The sequence below is a fragment of the Klebsiella electrica genome, from assembly GCF_006711645.1.
Lineage (GTDB): Bacteria > Pseudomonadota > Gammaproteobacteria > Enterobacterales > Enterobacteriaceae > Klebsiella > Klebsiella electrica.
The window spans coordinates 1,903,091-1,921,947 of the sequence record NZ_CP041247.1; the positions used below are offsets into that span (position 1 = coordinate 1,903,091).

Here is an 18,857-nt window from a genome sequence, read left to right on the forward strand (position 1 = left end):
ACGCCACTCGCCGGGCAGGGCGCTGCACAGCGGGCAGTTTTGTTCTACACTGGCTCAAAAATAGAGGAGATAAGTTATGCAGGTGAACGATCGTGTCACGGTGAAGACCGACGGTGGCCCTCGTCGATCGGGTGTAGTTCTGGCAATAGAGTCGTTTAGTGAAGGGACCATGTATCTGGTTGCGCTGGAAGACTATCCGCTGGGGATCTGGTTTTTTAACGAAGCAGGGCATCCGGACGGGATCTTTGTTGAGAGAGAAGATTAGTTCGTGAGGCATCCGAACTGGCGGAGTGCGCCGCCAGTTTTGCCGGCGCCTGGTTCAGCGCAGGTTAACGTGGATACCACTGGTAATGTTTTCCGCCAGGCGAACGATGTGGTAAATCACCTGTTTATTGTGGGTCTGAATTTTCTTTTTAATATTTCCTTTATGCGACGAAACCGTTTTCGCCTTAATGTTCATTTGGCTTGAAATCTGCGTCGTGCTATAGCCCGCCATCCACATTTGCAACATATTCGATTCGGCACGACTGAGCGACAGTGTCGGAATATTGATGCGGGCGTTGCTGTAGTTATCGTATTTAAGGCGATTACCCAGGATTTCATCAAGGTCTTTTGGCGTCAGTGATTTTGAACTAATAAGCAAATTCTTACGTACCAGCAGATAGTGATCAAAATGAATGTTAGCTAACGACATAAAGATAATAAATAACGTCCCGGGATACCGGGAAATGATATGGCGGATAAGCTCATTGCTATCCGGATGATGAATAAAGCAATCTTCATTGATAAATACCACTGCCGGACGCATGAATTCACAGGCCTCTTGCAGGCATTCCACAGAATGTACTTCACTAATGTCGCGCTTCTTTATCCCCCGGCTTGTCAGATACCCGGTCAGTCCCAGTCGGGTAAAGCTGCACAAATCCATGATAATCGTTGACATGACCCATCCTCAATCAACACGTAACGATAATTTATCTCTCGCCGACAAGCACGATGAAATCCATTTAAGTGGGTAATAAAAACCCGGTTCAGCACAGGAACTATGCGGCAGTCTAAACTATTCCGTAATATTGCCCATAATTTGCCAGGAATACTCCCAAAGTAATGTGAGACCGGGTTATGTAAGGGAATTAAAAGCAAAATTGCCTGTTTTTCAGATAATTCGGAAGGCAAATAATAAATATTTTTAGGATTTTCCTTATGTTGGTTGTGTAAATAGTCAGCATATTGTCAGCAGTTCTTCATTCTCGTTATTTAATAATGCGACGGCGAGCGGGATAATTCTTCTCCGGGGGGCAACGGTGGCGTTGTGCGCGCGCGGATGTTGGCAAGTTTGCTGCGGCTCTGCGGGAGGGGTGGCGGGCTTAACGCTTTAATGCCACAATACTTTTTTATCGGTTTGTGGGATGGATGATGAAAAAGATAGTGATTGCCGCTGCGCTGTTTATGCTGGCCGGGTGTGTCCAGGTTGATAATTACGATACCGTCGTCAAAGCGCCAGCGCCAGCCGGGTTAGAGGGATACTGGCAGTCAAAAGGTCCGCAGAGTGAAATGATGAGTCCGGACGCGATTGCCAGCCTGATCGTGACGAAAAATGGCGACACCCTGGATTGTCGTCAGTGGCAGCGCGTCATCGCCACGCCGGGTAAATTAATGCAGCGCGATGATCAGGTCTACAACGTCACCTCCAGGCTTGAGGTTTACCCTGTTGAGCGCTCAGGCAACACGCTGCAATACGATCGCATGACCCTGACTCGCGTTGACCGCCTGACCGCCGAGTGCGAGCAGGCGTGGAAAAAAACCGCTGCCGGGAAAAGCGTGCACTAATGCAGGGCGGGCTGAATCGACGTTCAGCCCGCGTGCTTTCAAGGACTACAGCACCTCTTCGATGACCCAGACGCTGACGCTTGCGCCGTTGCAGGTGAAGGTGCCGTTGCCTTCGTCGTCGGTTTCCACCACCTCCTGACGATTGCCGAGAAAATCCTTCCAGCGCTTATTGCCATAGTTGGCACCCAGCGCCAGCAGCTTCTCTCCCTCATCGCCGTTAGACAATACAACGACGCACCCCGGATCCTCATCGGTGCCGCTGCGGCTAAAGGCAATGCAGTTGGGATGATCGAACCACAGCGTCTGGACGCCGTGGGCGAAACGCTGGCGGGCGTCAATCAGCTCATGCAGCTGTTCAATAACCGGCATCTCGATGGCATAGGTCTGGCCATCGCCGCCGGTATCTTCATAGCTGGCGCCGAAGAGGTCGGCATAAAAAACCGAGGGGACGCCGTTTTCGCGCAGCAGAATGAGCGCATAGGCCAGCGGTTTGAACCACGGCTCAACGGGGGCTTCCAGCGCCTGCAAGGGTTGAGTGTCATGGTTGGTCACCAGCGTGACGGCATGAAACGGATCGGTTTCAACCAGCGTGCCGCTAAAAATCTGACTCATATCGTAGTCGCGACCCTGGCGTGACGCTTCGTGAAACTTCATCTGCAACGGGGCGTCAAACAGCATCGTTTTACCGTCGACGCGCTCGATATATTGCTGGAGCTTATCCACCTCGTGTGACCAGTACTCCGCCACGATAAACAGCGGCTTTGTCGCCACTTGCTGGACGTGGTCGATCCACGCTTTATAAAACCACGCGGGAATATGTTTCACCGCATCGAGACGGAAACCGTCGCAGCCGGTTTGCTCCATAACCCAGCGAGCCCAGTACTTCAGCTCTTCGGCGACCGCATGATTGCGGAAGTCAATATTCTCGCCCATCAGGTAATCGAAATTACCCATTTCATCATCGACCTGATCGCTCCAGCCTTCGCCGGTATAGTCGTTCACAATTTTAAAAACGCCGTCCTCGTCGGGATTTTCGATGTGATCGACGCCGCTGAAACATTTGTAGTCCCAGATAAACTGAGAATACTGCCCGCCCCGGACCGGGAAGGTGTAGCGTGTCCACGCCTCGCACTCGATAATCTCCTCGGCGATTTGCATCCGGTCCTGCTCATCGACGCGCTGCACGCGAACCGGTTCTTTTTCATCTGCGCCCATTTTGTGGTTGACCACCACATCAAGCAGGACCGCAATATCGTGCTGGCGCAGGGCCGCAATGGCGGCAAGCAGCTGTGCTTTATCACCATATTTCGTGGCAACAGAGCCTTTTTGCTCGAACTCGCCGAGGTCAAACAGATCGTAACTATCGTAGCCGACGGAGTATCCGCCGGACGCGCCTTTGTAAGCCGGCGGTAGCCAAACCATGTTAATGCCAATTTCATTCAGGTTCGGAGCCAGGGCTTCGACTTCGCGCCACAACTCGCCGCCGGCGGGGTAATACCAGTGAAAGCACTGCAGTAACGTGGGGTTTTTCATCTTCCATGCTCCAGACGTCATCAAGCTGACCTTTGCAGTATGAGATATATCCAGCAAATTCGATGAATTTTGGTGCTCTTTTCGCTATGTCTTAAATCGCTGCGTATATAATGTTTCGCTATAAGTTGTAGCGTATAGGTGTTGGTGGGCGACGCTAAACGCCTTACACTACGGGAAAATCTCATTTATCAGGGGCATCTATGAAATTAGCACTTCTGGGTCGTCAGGCGCTGATGGGCGCGATGGCTGTAGTTTTAATGGCTGGCGTCAGCGCAAAATCGTTTGCGGCGGAAAATCTGCTGGGGCAGATTAAAGAGCGCGGGACGCTGCGCGTAGGCCTGGAAGGAACCTATCCGCCGTTTAGCTATCAGGGCGACGACGGTAAGCTGACCGGCTTCGAGGTCGATTTTGCCAATGAGCTGGCGAAACATCTGGGCGTGAAGGCCGATCTGAAACCGACCAAATGGGACGGCATGCTGGCTTCCCTCGATTCTAAACGTATTGACGTGGTGATTAACCAGGTCACCATTTCCGACCAGCGTAAGCAAAAGTATGACTTCTCTACCCCTTATACGGTGTCGGGTATCCAGGCGCTGGTGAAAAAAGGCAACGAAGGCATTATCAAAACACCTGCTGACCTGAAAGGCAAAAAAGTCGGCGTCGGTCTCGGGACTAACTACGAAGAGTGGCTGCGCCAGAACGTTCAGGGCGTAGATATCCGTACCTATGATGATGACCCGACGAAATATCAGGATCTGCGCGTGGGTCGTATTGACGCGATTCTGGTCGATCGCCTGGCGGCGCTGGATCTGGTGAAGAAAACCGGCAATACCCTGGCGGTGACCGGCGAAGCGTTTTCTCGTCAGGAGTCTGGCGTGGCGCTGCGTAAAGGCAACGAAGACCTGCTGAAAGCGATTGATGGCGCCATTGCCGATATGCAAAAAGATGGCAGCCTGAAAGCGCTGTCGGAAAAATGGTTTGGCGCTGACGTGACGAAGTAACGGCTGGCGGTGAAAAAAGGCGCTATTGATAGCGCCTTTTTTTATTTCGTACGCCAGTGTGTGCATAATAAAGATAATTCAGTCAGGAGGTACCATGTCACTGCAAAATTTAACGCTCTTCCCGCGCCTGGAATTGATTGGCGCGCCGACGCCGCTGGAATATCTACCGCGTCTGTCCGATCATCTGGGGCGCGAGATTTTTATTAAACGCGACGACGTGACCCCGCTGGCGATGGGCGGCAATAAGCTGCGTAAGCTGGAGTTCCTGGCGGCAGATGCGCTGCGTGAAGGGGCGGATACCTTAATCACCGCCGGCGCGATTCAGTCGAACCACGTCCGTCAAACGGCGGCGGTGGCCGCGAAACTGGGTCTGCACTGCGTTGCGCTGCTGGAAAACCCCATTGGCACCCGCGCCGAGAACTATTTGACCAACGGTAACCGCCTGCTGCTTGATCTGTTTAATACCCAGGTGGAGATGTGTGATGCGCTGACTCAGCCCAATGTTCAGCTCGAAGAACTGGCAACCCGCATCGAAGCGCAGGGCTATCGGCCCTATGTCATTCCGGTGGGGGGCTCAAACGCGCTTGGCGCGCTGGGCTATGTGGAAAGCGCCCTCGAAATCGCCCAGCAGTGCGAAGGCGCCGTTGAGCTCTCTTCCATCGTGGTCGCCTCCGGCAGCGCGGGGACTCATGCCGGGCTGGCCGTAGGACTGGAACAGCTGATGCCAGGGGCCGAGCTGATTGGCGTCACCGTATCACGCAAGGCGGCGGATCAGTTGCCGAAAGTCGTTGCGCTTCAGCAGGCGGTGGCGAACAGCCTGGAGCTACAGGCCACGGCCAGGATTCAGCTGTGGGATGACTATTTTGCGCCAGGATATGGCACGCCGAACGACGAAGGAATGGAGGCCGTGAAGCTGCTGGCGCAGCTGGAAGGCATTCTGTTGGATCCGGTTTATACCGGTAAAGCGATGGCCGGGTTGATCGACGGCATTAATCAGAAGCGCTTTAAGGATGAAGGGCCGATTTTATTTATCCACACGGGTGGAGCGCCGGCGCTGTTTGCCTATCATCCCCATATCTAAAGCAGAACATACAGAATGCAAGAGAGTATCCAACTGGTTATTGATTCCGCGCCCTTTCTGCTCAAAGGCGCGGTGTTTACGTTACAGCTGAGCATCGGCGGTATGTTCTTTGGCCTGGTGCTGGGCTTTATCCTCGCACTGATGCGCATGTCGCCTCTGTGGCCGGTGAAATGGCTGGCGAGAATGTATATCTCCATCTTCCGCGGTACCCCGCTGATTGCCCAGCTGTTTATGATCTATTACGGTCTGCCGCAGTTTGGCATTGAGCTTGACCCCATTCCGGCGGCGATGATCGGCCTGTCGCTGAATACCGCAGCGTACGCTGCGGAAACGCTGCGTGCGGCGATTGCCTCGATTGACAAAGGGCAGTGGGAAGCGGCGGCCAGTATCGGTATGACGCCGTGGCAGACCCTGCGCCGGGCGATTTTGCCGCAGGCTGCGCGGGTGGCGCTGCCGCCGCTCTCCAATAGTTTTATCAGTCTGGTAAAAGATACCTCTCTGGCGGCCACCATTCAGGTTCCGGAGCTGTTCCGTCAGGCGCAGCTGATTACCTCGCGCACCCTGGAAGTGTTCACCATGTATCTGGCCGCATCGCTGATTTACTGGGTGATGGCGACGGTGCTGTCCTCGCTGCAAAACTATTTTGAAAACCAGCTGAATCGCCAGGAGCGTGATCCAAAATGAGTGCCATTGAAGTCAAAAACCTGGTGAAAAAATTCCACGGCCAGACGGTACTGCACGGTATCGACCTCAATGTGCAGGCGGGGGAAGTGGTGGCGATCATCGGCCCCAGCGGGTCCGGTAAAACAACGCTGCTGCGCAGTATTAACCTGCTGGAACAGCCGGAAAGCGGAACCATCCGGGTGGGCGATGTGACCATTGATACCGCGCGCAGTTTCAGCCAGCAAAAAGGGTTGATTCGCCGCCTGCGTCAGCATGTGGGCTTCGTGTTCCAGAATTTCAACCTGTTCCCGCATCGCACGGTACTGGAAAACATCATTGAAGGGCCGGTTATCGTTAAGGGTGAGGATAAAAACGAATCCATGGTTCGCGCCCGGGAACTGTTGGCGAAAGTGGGGCTGAGCGGCAAAGAAAACAGCTATCCTCGTCGCCTGTCCGGTGGTCAGCAGCAGCGTGTGGCCATTGCGCGGGCGCTGGCGATGCGCCCGGATGTGATTCTGTTTGACGAGCCGACGTCGGCTCTCGATCCTGAGCTGGTTGGCGAGGTGCTGAACACCATTCGTCAGCTGGCGCAGGAGAAGCGCACGATGGTCATCGTGACTCATGAAATGAGCTTTGCCCGCGATGTTGCGGACCGCGCAATTTTTATGGACCAGGGGCGTATCGTCGAACAGGGTGAGGCGAAAGCGCTGTTTGCCAACCCGCAGCAGCCGCGCACCCGCCAGTTCCTTGAAAAATTTCTGATGCAGTAATGTTTACCCGCTCGCGGCGGCCGTCCCCAGCGGTGAGGACGGCCGCGACCAGAGCACCGGTAGCGGCAGCGGTTTATCCGCCTGGCGCCACTGTTGACCGGCGGCGGCAATCCCGCAGGCCATCTGCACCAGGCTGTCAAAACCGCGGCGGTTGCGCCATGGGCCGCTCCATCCCCAGGCATTCAGCGAGACATCGACCAGTCCTGGCCTGAGCTGCGCCCGCGTCTCGCTATCTAATCCCAGGGCGTCCAGCGCATCGGCACGGTAACCGTGTACGAGAACGTCAGCCTGACAGAGCAAATCTATTAAATATTGCTTATCGTTGGCCGTTTTTATATTCAGCCGTGCGCAGCGCTTGCCGGGCGTGATTTCTTCTTCGAGCGTCGGCTCATGCCAGTCTGGCGGATCGAGTCGCAGCACCTGCGCACCGGGACCGGCGAGCAGACGTGTGGCTACCGGTCCGGCAATAATCCGCGTCAGATCGAGCACCCGAATGCCGGGCAGCGGCCTGCTGCGAGGCAGACGCCTGTCGACGGGATAGCGACGGAGAATCGGTGACGGCAAAGCAGGAACGCAGCGCCCCCGGCTGGGTAAATTCGATTTCCGGGGCCGGAAGGGAACTAAAGGCTTGCCATAGAAGGGAATATATCGTGGTCAGCGAAAAAGGCTCCGACATACTTTTCTCCTGTCACGGGTGAAGAGCGCCAGTCATGATCTAATAAGTGCGATGTATACGATATTTTATACATATAAATAAGATTTATGTGTTAGTTTTCTGTATTTCTAATAATGATTATTACTCAGGAGTTATTTGGTCGGTTATGAGGGACAATGATTTTTTCAGCTGGCGGCGGGAAATGCTGCAACAATTTCAGTCAATCACCGCGGGAGGGGATGTTTATAATCTCCTGCAACAACAAACAGAAGGGCTGGAATATGACTATTTTGCGCTTTGCGTACGCCATCCCGTGCCGTTTACCCGGCCGAGGATTACGCTGCAATCGACCTATCCGCAAGCATGGATGACACACTACCAGGCTGAGAATTATTTTGCTATCGATCCGGTATTGCGCCCTGAAAACTTTCTTCGCGGCCATCTGCCGTGGGATGACGGGCTCTTTCGCGATACGCCGGAATTGTGGGATAGCGCGCGCGATCACGGGTTGAACAAGGGGGTTACCCAGTGTCTGATCTTGCCTAATCATGCTCAGGGTTTTTTGTCCGTTTCCGGCCAAAACCATAGCGCAGGGCCTTTTCATGAAGACGAGCAGGAGATGCGCTTAAGAACGCTGATTGAGTTGAGTCTGTTGACATTATTGCGTCTGGAAGATGCGATGGTCATGCCGCCGGAAATGAAGTTTAGGCTGTGTCCCTTAATCGTCTGAGCTATAGTAACCATCTGTTTCTACAACATATTGAACTATGGCCCGCTACGACCTTCCCGATGAAGCATGGGATATCATCCAGCCTTTACTGCCCGCTCAACCTGCAACACCACGGGCCGGACGCCCATGGGCGGAGCATCGTATGATCATCAATGGCATGTTCTGGGTGTTGTGCTCTGGTGCCCCATGGCGTGATTTACCTGAACGATACGGCCCATGGAAAACCGTATATAACCGCTTTAACCGGTGGTCTAAGTCGGGTGTGATTAATATTATTTTCAACAGGTTGCTTTCTTCTCTTGATGCTCACGGCCTCGTTGACTGGTCAGCTACTGCGCTGGATGGCAGCAATATCCGGGCACTCAGGTGCGCCGCCGGCGCGCAAAAAAACATCCCGATATCGCCGGAGATCATGGGCTGGGTCGCTCTCGCGGTGGTTTTGGCACCAAAATCCATATGGCGACGGATGCAGGCGGTCTCCCGTTAAATATCGTGCTGAGTCCCGGACAGGCTCACGAAAGCCAGTTCGCATTACGCCTTCTGGACGGAATTGGTGTTCAGCGCCAGAACGGCAGCATGAAACGTCGTGGTTATGCGGTGCTGGCTGACAAAGCCTACTCAGGACATGCGCTTCGCAATGAGCTGAAACGAAAAGGGATAAAAGTGGTTATCCCGCGGAAATCTAATGAAAAAATGGCAGCAGATGGTCGTTCACAGCTTGATCGTGATGCTTATCGTAATCGCAACGTTGTTGAGCGGTGTTTTGGCTGTCTGAAAGAATACCGTCGCATTGCCACGCGTTACGACAAAACGGCGAGGAATTATCTGGCGATGGTGAAACTGGGTTGCATTAGACTGTTTTACAAAAAATTATGCAATTAAAGGACACAGCCTAGTCGTCGCGAACTGGAAATATTGAAATGGACGGCAGAGGGAAAAACATCGGCTGAAGTGGCGATTATTCTCTCCATTTCAGAAAATACGGTTAATTTCCATCAAAAAAATATGCAACGCAAATTCAATGCGCCAAATAAAACGCAAATCGCCTGTTACGCGGTGGCGACCGGTTTAATTTGAGCGGGCAGGACGTTCTGCGTGTCAGACGTAGGGACCGGCTGTGCTGAATTCACAGCCGGTTGACTGTTACTGGCGGTAAGCCTGTTTAATTTGCTTAACGGTGCTGGAGAATACGGCAGCCTGAGCCTCATCTTCCATCTGCGTGATCTGTTTTTCCATTTTAATAATCACCCGACCCGCATCCGCCTGGCCCATTGCCTGGAGCATCAGCGTCAGCAGCGTTTTCAGGCAGGTCACTTCCTGCGCCAGTTCTTGATTATTTTCTGCAGTGGAAAAATCTGGAGTGCTCATCGATATCCTCGTTTGCTATCGGCGCTTTTGCGCAATACTAAATGTTAAGGCGACGCAGTATACCACAAGCGACGAGAAAAAAAGGAGCGCGTGATTTATGTTCTCTCATCAGAGGTGCTGGCGGATTAATTGTCTGAATAATACGTACTCTGCACTCGCGTCGCCGGTTAATTTTGCGCTGCTGTTTTTCATAGTTAATTATTGTTACATCTTTAGTTTCGTATTTAGCCATGTGCTATCGCCGCGCCAAGCGGATGTTTTTGTAGGGCAAATGTTAAAAATGAAGCGTAATACAACTTACTGTTATCTATAAGTTTCCAGTTGCTGTGCAGACAGATTGACATATCCGGGAAAGAAACTTTCCGTAGGGCATTTTTTTGGCTTTTAAAGTGACGATAAAACCCGGTAATATGTATGAGATAAGCTATCCGTAGCGTTGTCCCTAATTCTGGAGATTATTCCTTTGATCAACGTCCTTCTTGTTGATGACCACGAGCTAGGGAAGGTGCGAACAAGTTCCTGATATGAGATCATCATATTCATCCGGAGCGCATCCCAGAGGGACATCATGAGCCATCAACTCACCTTCGCCGATAGTGAATTCAGCACTAAGCGCCGTCAGACCCGAAAAGAGATTTTCCTCTCCCGCATGGAGCAGATTCTGCCATGGCAGAATATGACCGCTGTCATCGAGCCGTTTTATCCCAAGGCGGGCAATGGCCGACGGCCCTATCCGCTGGAGACCATGCTGCGTATTCACTGCATGCAGCATTGGTACAACCTGAGCGACGGTGCCATGGAAGATGCCCTGTACGAAATCGCCTCCATGCGCCTGTTTGCCCGATTATCCCTGGATAGCGCCCTGCCGGATCGCACCACCATCATGAATTTCCGCCACCTGCTCGAGCAGCATCAACTGGCCCGTCAATTGTTCAAGACCATCAATCGCTGGCTGGCCGAAGCAGGCGTCATGATGACCCAAGGCACTTTGGTGGATGCCACCATCATTGAGGCACCCAGCTCTACCAAGAACAAAGAGCAGCAACGCGATCCGGAGATGCATCAGACCAAGAAAGGCAATCAGTGGCACTTTGGCATGAAGGCCCACATTGGTGTCGATGCCAAGAGTGGCCTGACCCACAGCCTAGTCACCACCGCGGCCAACGAGCATGACCTCAATCAGCTGGGTAATCTGCTTCATGGAGAGGAGCAATTTGTCTCAGCCGATGCCGGCTACCAAGGAGCGCCACAGCGCGAGGAGCTGGCCGAGGTGGATGTGGACTGGCTGATCGCCGAGCGTCCCGGCAGGGTAAAAACCTTGAAGCAGCATCCGCGCAAGAACAAAACGGCCATCAACATCGAATACATGAAAGCCAGCATCCGTGCCAAGGTGGAGCACCCGTTTCGCATCATCAAGCGGCAGTTCGGCTTCGTGAAAGCCAGATACAGGGGGCTGCTGAAAAACGATAACCAACTGGCGATGTTATTCACCCTGGCCAACCTGTTTCGGGTGGACCAAATGATACGTCAGTGGGAGAGATCTCAGTAAAAACCGGAAATAACGCCAGAAATGGTGGAAAAAATAGCCTAAATAGGCTGATTCGATGTGTTTGCGGGAAAAAAATCGGCCCAGATCCGCGAAATTTTAATCAGCGAGTCAGCTTGGGAAGAAATGACCTGCTTATTCGCACCTTCCCTAGTGCGCGCAGGGATACGACGCATTCTGGAAGATATAAAAGGGATTAAAGTTGTCGGTGAGTCCTGCTGCGGCGAGGATGCCGTGAAATGGTGTCGCGCCAATTCCGTTGATGTTGTTCTGATGGACATGAACATGCCGGGGATTGGCGGTCTGGAAGCCACGCGCAAGATTGCGCGTTCCATTGTCGACACCAAAGTGATTATGCTCACCGTGCATACTGAAAACCCGCTGCCGGCAAAAGTGATGCAGGCTGGCGCCGCAGGCTATCTGAGTAAAGGTGCTGCGCCGCAGGAAGTGGTGAATGCCATTCGCTGCGTGGCGTCCGGCCAACGCTATATTGCTTCCGATATCGCCCAGCAAATGGCGCTTAGTCAGATTGAACCGGAAAAGACCGAATCGCCTTTTGCCAGTTTGTCTGAACGCGAATTGCAGATTATGCTGATGATCACCAGGGGTCAGAAGGTGAATGAGATCTCAGAGCAGTTAAACCTGAGCCCCAAAACCGTGAACAGCTATCGCTACCGGATGTTCAGTAAATTAAACATCCACGGTGACGTCGAGTTGACCCACCTGGCCATTCGTCATGGTCTGTGCAATGCGGAGTCGTTAGCAAGTCAGTGAGTGATGTTTTTGACGCAAAAGCTTTCCTGAAAACGGTAACCAGCCAGCCGGGCGTCTATCGCATGTATGATGCTGGCGGTACCGTCATCTACGTTGGCAAAGCAAAAGATCTGAAAAAAAGGCTGAGCAGCTATTTTCGGAGCAACCTGGCTTCGCGTAAAACCGAAGCGCTGGTGGCACTGATTGCGCAAATCGATGTGACCGTAACCCATACGGAAACGGAAGCGCTGCTGCTGGAGCACAACTACATCAAGCTGTATCAGCCGCGTTATAACGTGCTGCTGCGCGATGACAAATCCTATCCCTTTATTTTCCTTAGCGGCGATACCCACCCGCGTCTGGCCATGCACCGCGGTGCGAAACACGCCAGGGGCGAGTATTTCGGTCCTTTCCCGAATGGTTATGCGGTTCGCGAGACGCTTGCGCTGCTGCAAAAAATTTTCCCTGTGCGCCAGTGCGAGAATAGCGTGTACCGTAACCGGTCGCGTCCGTGCCTGCAGTATCAGATTGGTCGCTGCCTGGGGCCCTGTGTGTCAGGGCTGGTGAGCGAAGAGGAGTACGCGCAGCAGGTGGAATATGTGCGGCTGTTCCTCGCGGGCAAAGATGATCAGGTGCTGACGCAGCTTATTGCCCGGATGGAGAAAGCCAGCCAGGCGCTGGAGTTTGAAGAGGCCGCGCGCATTCGCGATCAGATTCAGGCCGTACGCCGGGTGACCGAGAAACAGTTCGTCTCGAATACCGGCGATGACCTCGACGTTATCGGCGTCGCCTTTGATGCAGGCATGGCCTGCGTCCACGTGCTGTTTATCCGTCAGGGGAAAGTCCTCGGCAGCCGCAGCTATTTCCCGAAAGTGCCCGGCGGTACGGAACTCGGCGAAGTGGTGGAAACGTTTGTCGGCCAGTTCTACCTGCAGGGCAGCCAGATGCGTACCCTGCCGGGAGAGATTCTGCTCGATTTTAATCTTGGCGATAAAACCTTGCTGGCGGATTCGCTCTCCGAACTGGCGGGGCGTCGGGTGAACGTCCAGACGAAACCGCGCGGCGACCGCGCTCGCTATCTGAAGCTGGCGCGAACCAATGCGGCAACGGCGCTGACGACCCGGCTTTCCCAGCAGTCGACTATCCAGCAACGTCTACAGGCCCTGGCTAGCGTACTTAAACTGCCGACCGTTAAACGCATGGAATGCTTTGATATCAGCCATACGATGGGTGAACAAACGGTGGCTTCCTGTGTGGTGTTCGACAGTAACGGGCCGCTGCGCGCCGAGTATCGACGCTATAATATTACCGGCATTACGCCGGGCGATGATTATGCGGCGATGAATCAGGTTCTGCGCCGCCGCTACGGTAAGGCGATAGAAGAGAACAAGATTCCTGACGTTATCCTGATAGACGGCGGTAAAGGCCAGCTTGGACAGGCGAAAAGCGTTTTTGCCGGGCTGGATGTGCCATGGGATAAACAGCATCCTCTCTTATTGGGGGTGGCAAAAGGTAGCGATCGTAAAGCCGGGCTGGAAACGTTATTCTTCGAACCAGAAGGCGAGGGGTTTAACCTGCCGCCTGATTCGCCTGCGCTGCACGTTATTCAACATATTCGCGATGAATCCCACGATCATGCCATTGCCGGGCATCGTAAAAAACGGGCAAAAGTGAAAAGCACCAGTTCACTGGAGACTATCGAAGGGGTAGGGCCGAAACGCCGCCAGATGCTGCTGAAGTATATGGGCGGACTGCAAGGGTTACAGCAGGCCAGCGTCGAGGAGATAGCCAAAGTACCGGGGATATCTCACGGTCTGGCAGAAAAGATCTTCTACTCGTTGAAACATTAGGGGCTCTGTAGCAACATAGGGCTAATTTTTACTTCTAACAGATAGTTACCTGTCACTATGCAATTTAATATCCCTACATTGCTTACTCTGTTTCGCGTCATCCTGATACCGTTCTTTGTGCTGGCGTTTTATCTGCCTTTCGTCTGGGCGCCTTTTGCCTGCGCCCTGATCTTTTTTATCGCTGCCGTTACCGACTGGTTTGATGGTTATCTGGCCCGCCGCTGGAATCAGAGCACGCGTTTCGGCGCCTTCCTTGACCCGGTTGCCGATAAAGTGATGGTGGCGATTGCGATGGTGCTGGTGGTTGAGCACTATCACACCTGGTGGGTAACCCTGCCGGCGGCGACCATGATCGCTCGTGAAATTATTATTTCTGCGCTGCGTGAGTGGATGGCCGAACTGGGTAAACGCAGCAGCGTGGCGGTATCCTGGATCGGGAAAGTCAAAACGACCGCGCAGATGACGGCGCTGGTGTGGATGTTGTGGCGGCCAAACGCGTGGGTCGAGTGGGCCGGAATCGCCCTGTTCCTCGTGGCGGCGGTGCTGACGCTGTGGTCTATGCTGCAGTATTTGAACGCCGCGCGCGGAGATTTGCTTGAACAGTGATCGTTTCGCCGCAAATTTCAGCAAACGACACAGGGATTTAAAAAATATCGTTGACTCATTTCGCCAGGTAAGTAGAATGCATCGCATCGAACGGCAGCACAGCTTGCCAGACGATAACAAAATCAAGTGATTAGCAAATTTGCTTGGTGATGCGGGAATAGCTCAGTTGGTAGAGCACGACCTTGCCAAGGTCGGGGTCGCGAGTTCGAGTCTCGTTTCCCGCTCCAGATTAAAAACATCGGCAGCTGCGGGTGTTTAAGCATTAAGGCGCGTTAGCAAAGCGGTTATGTAGCGGATTGCAAATCCGTCTAGTCCGGTTCGACTCCGGAACGCGCCTCCAATTTACATCCCGAGCCCGGATGGTGGAATCGGTAGACACAAGGGATTTAAAATCCCTCGGCCATAGGCTGTACGAGTTCAAGTCTCGTTCCGGGTACCATTGGGATAAAAGCAGAATAATCAAAGCAATAAGCAGTGTCGTGAAACCACCTACGGGTGGTTTTTTCATTTCTGAAACCTCCCCCTGCCTCATATTTGTCGCGTCGAACGGTCCACCGACTGGCGCAACGAGCGCCATTATTTGCTCATCGCGGGCTGTCTCCCGCTGACGTCATAGCGGGACAATTTTACGCCGGGCGAAAATCCCGGTGAGCCGTCCGCTTAAGCTGATATCATCAACGCCTCTGTTCCTCGAAAAAGGTATTCATATGCTGCATTCTGGCCTGCCGGAGAAGCGCAGAATCTTCATCGGCGATATCCACGGTCAGTACCGCAAGCTCTGCGCACTGCTGGAACACCTTGATACTCTGTACCAACGGGATGATCGTATACTGATCTTTGTCGGCGATCTGATTGATAATCAGCCTGGGGCGCAGATCAACCACCTGGCGGTGCTGGAGCGGGTGAGGGCGGAAGTGGCGTCGGGGCATGCGATATGTCTGATGGGCAATCATGAATTTAACGCCGTTGGCTGGGCAATGCGCCATCCGCTTAGCGCTCAGCCGCTGCGACCGCATTCGCAGAATAATCGCCGTCAGCATCAGGCGTTTCTGGCCGATGTCGTCGAAGACACGCCTTCGCATAATTTCTGGATCGACTGGTTTAAAACGCTGCCGCTGTTTGTTGATTATGGCGATATTCGGGCGGTACATGCCTGTTGGGAAGAGCAGACCATGACCCGCCTGCGGCCGTGGCTGGATGAACAGAATCGATTGAAACCCGAAAGCTGGGTCGATGCTTTTAATAAACAGCATCCGCTGTTCCGGATGATCGAGACCGTGCTTAAAGGACCGGAGCTGTCATTACCTGCGGGTTTTAGTTTCGTCGATAAGACGGGCGTTGAGCGCCGCCATATTCGTGTACGCTGGTGGCGGGATGATGCAAAAACCTATCGTCAGATAGCCCAGGTTCAGCCGGAAATGGTTAGCCGGATTCCGGATATACCCCTTTCACGGACCCTTCTCGACAGAACAGATGTTCCGGTGGTGATCGGTCACTACACCTTATCCGGCGAACCTCACACCTTGAGCGATCGTGTTGTCTGCGTCGATTACAACGCGGCAAAAGCCGATAACCCGCTTTGCGCCTGGATTCAGGAACCGGGCCGGCTACCCGCGGTGGCTGGGTCGTTTGTCCGCGAGCCCGCCTTCCGCCGCTGTGCTGGCTAGCAGCGGTATTCAGCGTTCCCTCCCATTTTTCTCAGGCGCGGCACGGTCAAACTGCGGTAAAATAGCGCTCCGGTTCGCCGGAATACTATCCTTTGGGAACGGAATGCCGTTATGGCAATAAAAACAATTTAAATGAGGGATCTTATGGCTACATTGCTTGAAAGCTACGGTGATTGCTTGCGCAAATACGCCACCTTTCGCGGGCGTTCGGCGCGCAAGGAGTATGTGGTTTTTACCGTCGCCAACTTTGTGCTTTCGGCCGTACTGGGATTGATTCCGATCGTGGGTGGCCTGTTTAGTCTGATAATCATTATCCCCGGTATCGCGGTTGCGGTGCGTCGTCTGCACGATTTGAACAAATCAGGCTGGTGGCTGCTGTCACCGTATGCTCTTCTGCTGGTTGGCTTGATCGGTATTATCGCCACCGTTGAAAGCGGCGAGGCGGCTGTCTGGGTATGGATAGCGGCGGCGGGAGGCATAGCGGCGCTGGCGCTGTCTGTCTGGCTACTGTTTGCCCGCGGCACCGACGGAGCGAATCGCTATGGCGACATCCAGCAAGAGAGCGAATACAGCTCGCTCGCTGCCCGGCAGAGCGCGCCGCTCTCTTCCGCCGATGATGTCCGGGAACGCCTCGCGCAGGCGAAAAAAATGTTTGCTGACGGAACCATCACCGAGAGCGAATACGAAACGATGCGCGCCAGCATCATTAAAGACATTTAACGCTTGCTGAATACGCTGCCGGGTAGTTTTCTCCCGGCATTTCCGCTACTGTATGCGCCATTTTTCTACCACGACGAGCCCGTTTATGAAAACCGGACCCCTGAACGAAAGCGAACTTGAATGGCTGGACGATATCCTGTCGAAATATGCCGCCGAGGGCGCCATCCTTGATGTCTCAGAGCTTGACGGCCTGCTGACGGCCATCCTCTCCGGTCCGAAAGAGATTGAACCGGCTCAATGGCTGCTGGCCATCTGGGGCGGAGCGGACAATGTGCCGCGCTGGGCGAATGACCGCGAGCGTGACCACTTCGTTAACCTGACTCTGCAGCACATGAGCGATGTTGCCGAGCGTCTGGACGAATATCCCGATCAGTTTGAACCGCTGTTTGGAACCCGCGAAGAGGAAGGTCAGGAGCTGACGATTGTTGAGGAGTGGTGCTTCGGCTACATGCGCGGCGTCACTCTCGGGAACTGGCCTGCACTGCCGGAAGAGCCGCAGACGGCGCTGGACAGCATTGCTTTACACGGCACGGAAGCGCAGTTCACGGCGGTTGAGGCGCTCTCTGTCGATGAGTTTATCGCCAGCGTGGACCGTATCCGCCCGGCAGCGCTCTCGTTGTACCAATACTGGACCGAGCATGCTGAGCCGGACGTCGTGCCGCAACCGATCCGCAATGAAGTCAAGGTCGGGCGTAACGATCCCTGTCCCTGTGGCAGCGGTAAAAAATATAAGCAGTGTTGCTTAGCGAAATAACAAAGGGGCCTGATGGCCCCTTTGTTTATCCTACCGCCGGCAACAGACCCGCGACGATGCAAAACTGAATAGCGACAATCGTGATACCGCACAGCAGAACCAGCCACAGCGCCGGTGTTCCCCCTGCGAGCCGCCAGGGAGCGTCAGGGTGCTGTTTTCGACTCCGCATCGCCAGCAGCGAGGGCAGGATGAGCGCCAGCACCGCCAGCGCGACGCCGGCATAGCCCAGCGCCATCACGAAACCGCGCGGATAAAACAGGGCAAACGCCAGCGGCGGGAGGAAAGTGATTGCTCCGCTTTGCAGACGACCGACGGGGCTGTTTTTGCGCTGAAACAGGTCTGCCAGATAATCAAACAGCCCAAGCGCTACGCCGAGGAACGAGGTGGCCAGCGCGAGGTCGGCGAAGAGATGCACCGCCAGTTCAACGTGCGGCGACGCCACGACTTCGCGCAGCGCGTCCAGCAGTCCGTTCAGCCCGGCATTTTGCGCCAGCAGCGCGGTGAAGGCGGGTGAGTCAATACTGCCGAGCGTCGCCAGCTGCCAGAAAATATAGGCCACCAGCGGGATAAAGCTGCCGATGATAAAGACCCGACGCAGCTTGCGAATATCGCCGTTGAGATAGCTGACGATGCTCGGCACGCTGCCGTGAAAACCGAAAGAGGTAAAAATCACCGGGATTGCCGACAGCGCCAGACCTTGCTGGAGCGGGAGCGTCAGCAGGTTGATCCGGTGAATATGCGGCAACAACAGTGCCAGCATAATGGCGAGAAAAATGATCTTGGCGCTAAACAGGAAACGGTTAAACAGATCGACCAGCGATGTGCCGAGGCAGACTACCGCGCCGCCGACGGCGGTAAACAGCAGCACGCCGCCCGCAGGAGGCAGCGACCAGTCCAGCCACTGGTTAAGGCTGGAGGCCAGCAATTCGCCCGCGCCGCTGATGTAGGCAGCGGTCAGCGCATACATCAGAAATAACATGCAGATACCGGTCAGCCATTGCCCGTAACGCCCGAGATAACGTGCCGCCAGCGAACCGAGTCCCATATCGGCAGGGACGTGCTGATAGACCTCCAGCAGTAATAATGCGGTGTAGCACATCATCGCCCACAGCGCGATCAGTAAGCAGAAGGTGACGCCGAAACCCACGCCCGCAGAAGCCAGCGGCATTGCCAACATCCCTGCGCCGATTGTGGTTCCGGCCACGATTAAAATACTACCCAGAGTGCGGTTCTTCACGTTTCTCTCTATCCATGAAGGAATTAACAATCAAATGTGTCGCGCAGAGTATGTGAAATTATCATTCTCGTCAAATGATGGTTACAGTGGTTG

General features: G+C 54.1%; 19 protein-coding genes, 3 tRNA genes and 3 pseudogenes. 20 read left to right on the top strand and 5 right to left on the bottom strand.

Annotation, left to right across the window (positions count from 1 at the left end; translation table 11 throughout):
- The first annotated feature begins 76 nt into the window (after positions 1-76).
- Positions 77-265, top strand: coding sequence for a protein DsrB (gene dsrB, locus Electrica_RS08960; protein ID WP_100682255.1), 189 nt, complete (start codon positions 77-79; stop codon positions 263-265).
- A gap of 54 nt (positions 266-319) precedes the next feature.
- Here the strand turns inward: dsrB and rcsA are convergent, their stop codons facing one another.
- Positions 320-943 (bottom strand): transcriptional regulator RcsA, encoded by a 624-nt coding sequence (rcsA, locus tag Electrica_RS08965; protein ID WP_100682256.1) that lies wholly within the window; start codon positions 941-943, stop codon positions 320-322.
- Positions 944-1,416: 473 nt separating this feature from the next.
- On the opposite strand from rcsA, the gene yedD reads away from it, so the two are divergent.
- The gene (yedD, locus tag Electrica_RS08970; protein ID WP_131050757.1) at positions 1,417-1,830 is read left to right on the top strand and encodes a lipoprotein YedD; all 414 of its coding nucleotides are present in this window, start codon (positions 1,417-1,419) and stop codon (positions 1,828-1,830) included.
- A 45-nt stretch (positions 1,831-1,875) separates the two neighbouring features.
- On the opposite strand, the gene amyA is transcribed toward yedD, so the two are convergent.
- On the bottom strand, positions 1,876-3,363 hold the full coding sequence (amyA, locus tag Electrica_RS08975; protein ID WP_141964319.1) for an alpha-amylase: 1,488 nt from the start codon (positions 3,361-3,363) through the stop codon (positions 1,876-1,878).
- Positions 3,364-3,563: 200 nt separating this feature from the next.
- Between amyA and tcyJ the strand changes: the two genes are divergently transcribed.
- The 4 genes from tcyJ (at position 3,564) to tcyN (ending at position 6,878) form a co-directional block, all read left to right on the top strand.
- Entirely contained in the window at positions 3,564-4,364 is an 801-nt protein-coding gene (gene tcyJ / locus Electrica_RS08980) for a cystine ABC transporter substrate-binding protein (RefSeq protein WP_100682259.1), read from the top strand.
- A gap of 94 nt (positions 4,365-4,458) precedes the next feature.
- Entirely contained in the window at positions 4,459-5,445 is a 987-nt protein-coding gene (gene dcyD, locus Electrica_RS08985) for a D-cysteine desulfhydrase (RefSeq protein WP_141964320.1), read from the top strand.
- A 15-nt stretch (positions 5,446-5,460) separates the two neighbouring features.
- Complete coding sequence (tcyL, locus tag Electrica_RS08990; RefSeq protein ID WP_100682261.1) at positions 5,461-6,129, top strand: cystine ABC transporter permease; 669 nt, start codon at positions 5,461-5,463, stop codon at positions 6,127-6,129.
- Positions 6,126-6,878: an L-cystine ABC transporter ATP-binding protein TcyN gene (gene tcyN / locus Electrica_RS08995; RefSeq protein ID WP_100682262.1), complete on the top strand. Its 753-nt coding sequence runs from the start codon at positions 6,126-6,128 to the stop codon at positions 6,876-6,878. The genes tcyL and tcyN overlap by 4 nt, the downstream gene beginning before the upstream one ends.
- A 54-nt stretch (positions 6,879-6,932) precedes the next feature.
- Here the strand turns inward: tcyN and Electrica_RS09000 are convergent.
- Positions 6,933-7,400 (bottom strand): annotated as a pseudogene (locus tag Electrica_RS09000) (CoA transferase); the annotation flags it as partial.
- Between the two features lie 299 nt (positions 7,401-7,699).
- Between Electrica_RS09000 and sdiA the strand changes: the two are divergent.
- The 3 genes and pseudogenes from sdiA to Electrica_RS29120 all read left to right on the top strand — a co-directional run.
- A pseudogene (gene sdiA, locus Electrica_RS09005) lies at positions 7,700-8,239 on the top strand (transcriptional regulator SdiA); the annotation flags it as partial.
- A gap of 61 nt (positions 8,240-8,300) precedes the next feature.
- A protein-coding gene (locus Electrica_RS09010) for an IS5 family transposase (protein ID WP_141963343.1) occupies positions 8,301-9,145 on the top strand; the annotation gives its coding sequence in 2 pieces (ribosomal slippage) (positions 8,301-8,646 and positions 8,646-9,145; 846 coding nt in all).
- Positions 9,146-9,157: 12 nt separating this feature from the next.
- Positions 9,158-9,340 (top strand): annotated as a pseudogene (locus Electrica_RS29120) (LuxR C-terminal-related transcriptional regulator); the annotation flags it as partial.
- Positions 9,341-9,406: 66 nt separating this feature from the next.
- On the opposite strand, the gene Electrica_RS09020 reads toward Electrica_RS29120, so the two are convergent.
- The gene (locus Electrica_RS09020) at positions 9,407-9,631 is read right to left on the bottom strand and encodes a DUF2594 family protein (RefSeq protein ID WP_004864152.1); all 225 of its coding nucleotides are present in this window, start codon (positions 9,629-9,631) and stop codon (positions 9,407-9,409) included.
- A gap of 568 nt (positions 9,632-10,199) precedes the next feature.
- On the opposite strand from Electrica_RS09020, the gene Electrica_RS09025 reads away from it, so the two are divergent.
- The 11 genes from Electrica_RS09025 to Electrica_RS09075 all read left to right on the top strand — a co-directional run bounded on the left by Electrica_RS09025 (position 10,200) and on the right by Electrica_RS09075 (position 17,527).
- A complete protein-coding gene (locus Electrica_RS09025) occupies positions 10,200-11,180 on the top strand; it encodes an IS5-like element ISKpn26 family transposase (protein WP_009310076.1) in 981 nt (326 codons plus the stop codon).
- Entirely contained in the window at positions 11,162-11,377 is a 216-nt protein-coding gene (locus tag Electrica_RS29190) for a hypothetical protein (RefSeq protein WP_141964321.1), read from the top strand. The genes Electrica_RS09025 and Electrica_RS29190 overlap by 19 nt, the downstream gene beginning before the upstream one ends.
- Positions 11,304-11,951, top strand: coding sequence for a UvrY/SirA/GacA family response regulator transcription factor (uvrY, locus tag Electrica_RS09035; protein ID WP_141964322.1), 648 nt, complete (start codon positions 11,304-11,306; stop codon positions 11,949-11,951). The genes Electrica_RS29190 and uvrY overlap by 74 nt, the downstream gene beginning before the upstream one ends.
- The gene (gene uvrC / locus Electrica_RS09040) at positions 11,948-13,780 is read left to right on the top strand and encodes an excinuclease ABC subunit UvrC (protein WP_131050567.1); all 1,833 of its coding nucleotides are present in this window, start codon (positions 11,948-11,950) and stop codon (positions 13,778-13,780) included. Before uvrY ends, uvrC begins: the two co-directional genes overlap by 4 nt.
- A gap of 57 nt (positions 13,781-13,837) precedes the next feature.
- The gene (pgsA, locus tag Electrica_RS09045) at positions 13,838-14,386 is read left to right on the top strand and encodes a CDP-diacylglycerol--glycerol-3-phosphate 3-phosphatidyltransferase (protein WP_100682265.1); all 549 of its coding nucleotides are present in this window, start codon (positions 13,838-13,840) and stop codon (positions 14,384-14,386) included.
- A gap of 151 nt (positions 14,387-14,537) precedes the next feature.
- Positions 14,538-14,613, top strand: a tRNA-Gly gene (locus Electrica_RS09050).
- A 39-nt stretch (positions 14,614-14,652) separates the two neighbouring features.
- Positions 14,653-14,726: transfer RNA gene (locus Electrica_RS09055), tRNA-Cys, on the top strand.
- A 13-nt stretch (positions 14,727-14,739) separates the two neighbouring features.
- Positions 14,740-14,825: transfer RNA gene (locus tag Electrica_RS09060), tRNA-Leu, on the top strand.
- A gap of 208 nt (positions 14,826-15,033) precedes the next feature.
- Complete coding sequence (locus Electrica_RS09065) at positions 15,034-16,053, top strand: metallophosphoesterase (RefSeq protein WP_228267404.1); 1,020 nt, start codon at positions 15,034-15,036, stop codon at positions 16,051-16,053.
- A gap of 144 nt (positions 16,054-16,197) precedes the next feature.
- Positions 16,198-16,773, top strand: coding sequence for a DUF805 domain-containing protein (locus tag Electrica_RS09070; RefSeq protein WP_131050339.1), 576 nt, complete (start codon positions 16,198-16,200; stop codon positions 16,771-16,773).
- An 85-nt stretch (positions 16,774-16,858) separates the two neighbouring features.
- The gene (locus Electrica_RS09075; protein WP_141964324.1) at positions 16,859-17,527 is read left to right on the top strand and encodes a YecA/YgfB family protein; all 669 of its coding nucleotides are present in this window, start codon (positions 16,859-16,861) and stop codon (positions 17,525-17,527) included.
- A gap of 25 nt (positions 17,528-17,552) precedes the next feature.
- On the opposite strand, the gene tyrP is transcribed toward Electrica_RS09075, so the two are convergent.
- Positions 17,553-18,764: a tyrosine transporter TyrP gene (gene tyrP / locus Electrica_RS09080; RefSeq protein WP_141964325.1), complete on the bottom strand. Its 1,212-nt coding sequence runs from the start codon at positions 18,762-18,764 to the stop codon at positions 17,553-17,555.
- Between the last annotated feature and the right edge of the window lie 93 nt (positions 18,765-18,857).

Excerpts from the sequence above, each read along its gene's own strand:
- dsrB (WP_100682255.1), top strand. The coding sequence starts at position 77 with ATGCAGGTGAACGATCGTGTCACGGTGAAGACCGACGGTGGCCCTCGT.
- rcsA (WP_100682256.1), bottom strand. The coding sequence starts at position 943 with ATGTCAACGATTATCATGGATTTGTGCAGCTTTACCCGACTGGGACTG.
- yedD (WP_131050757.1), top strand. The coding sequence starts at position 1,417 with ATGAAAAAGATAGTGATTGCCGCTGCGCTGTTTATGCTGGCCGGGTGT.
- amyA (WP_141964319.1), bottom strand. The coding sequence starts at position 3,363 with ATGAAAAACCCCACGTTACTGCAGTGCTTTCACTGGTATTACCCCGCC.
- tcyJ (WP_100682259.1), top strand. The coding sequence starts at position 3,564 with ATGAAATTAGCACTTCTGGGTCGTCAGGCGCTGATGGGCGCGATGGCT.
- dcyD (WP_141964320.1), top strand. The coding sequence starts at position 4,459 with ATGTCACTGCAAAATTTAACGCTCTTCCCGCGCCTGGAATTGATTGGC.
- tcyL (WP_100682261.1), top strand. The coding sequence starts at position 5,461 with ATGCAAGAGAGTATCCAACTGGTTATTGATTCCGCGCCCTTTCTGCTC.
- tcyN (WP_100682262.1), top strand. The coding sequence starts at position 6,126 with ATGAGTGCCATTGAAGTCAAAAACCTGGTGAAAAAATTCCACGGCCAG.
- Electrica_RS09020 (WP_004864152.1), bottom strand. The coding sequence starts at position 9,631 with ATGAGCACTCCAGATTTTTCCACTGCAGAAAATAATCAAGAACTGGCG.
- Electrica_RS09025 (WP_009310076.1), top strand. The coding sequence starts at position 10,200 with ATGAGCCATCAACTCACCTTCGCCGATAGTGAATTCAGCACTAAGCGC.
- uvrY (WP_141964322.1), top strand. The coding sequence starts at position 11,304 with ATGACCTGCTTATTCGCACCTTCCCTAGTGCGCGCAGGGATACGACGC.
- pgsA (WP_100682265.1), top strand. The coding sequence starts at position 13,838 with ATGCAATTTAATATCCCTACATTGCTTACTCTGTTTCGCGTCATCCTG.
- Electrica_RS09070 (WP_131050339.1), top strand. The coding sequence starts at position 16,198 with ATGGCTACATTGCTTGAAAGCTACGGTGATTGCTTGCGCAAATACGCC.
- Electrica_RS09075 (WP_141964324.1), top strand. The coding sequence starts at position 16,859 with ATGAAAACCGGACCCCTGAACGAAAGCGAACTTGAATGGCTGGACGAT.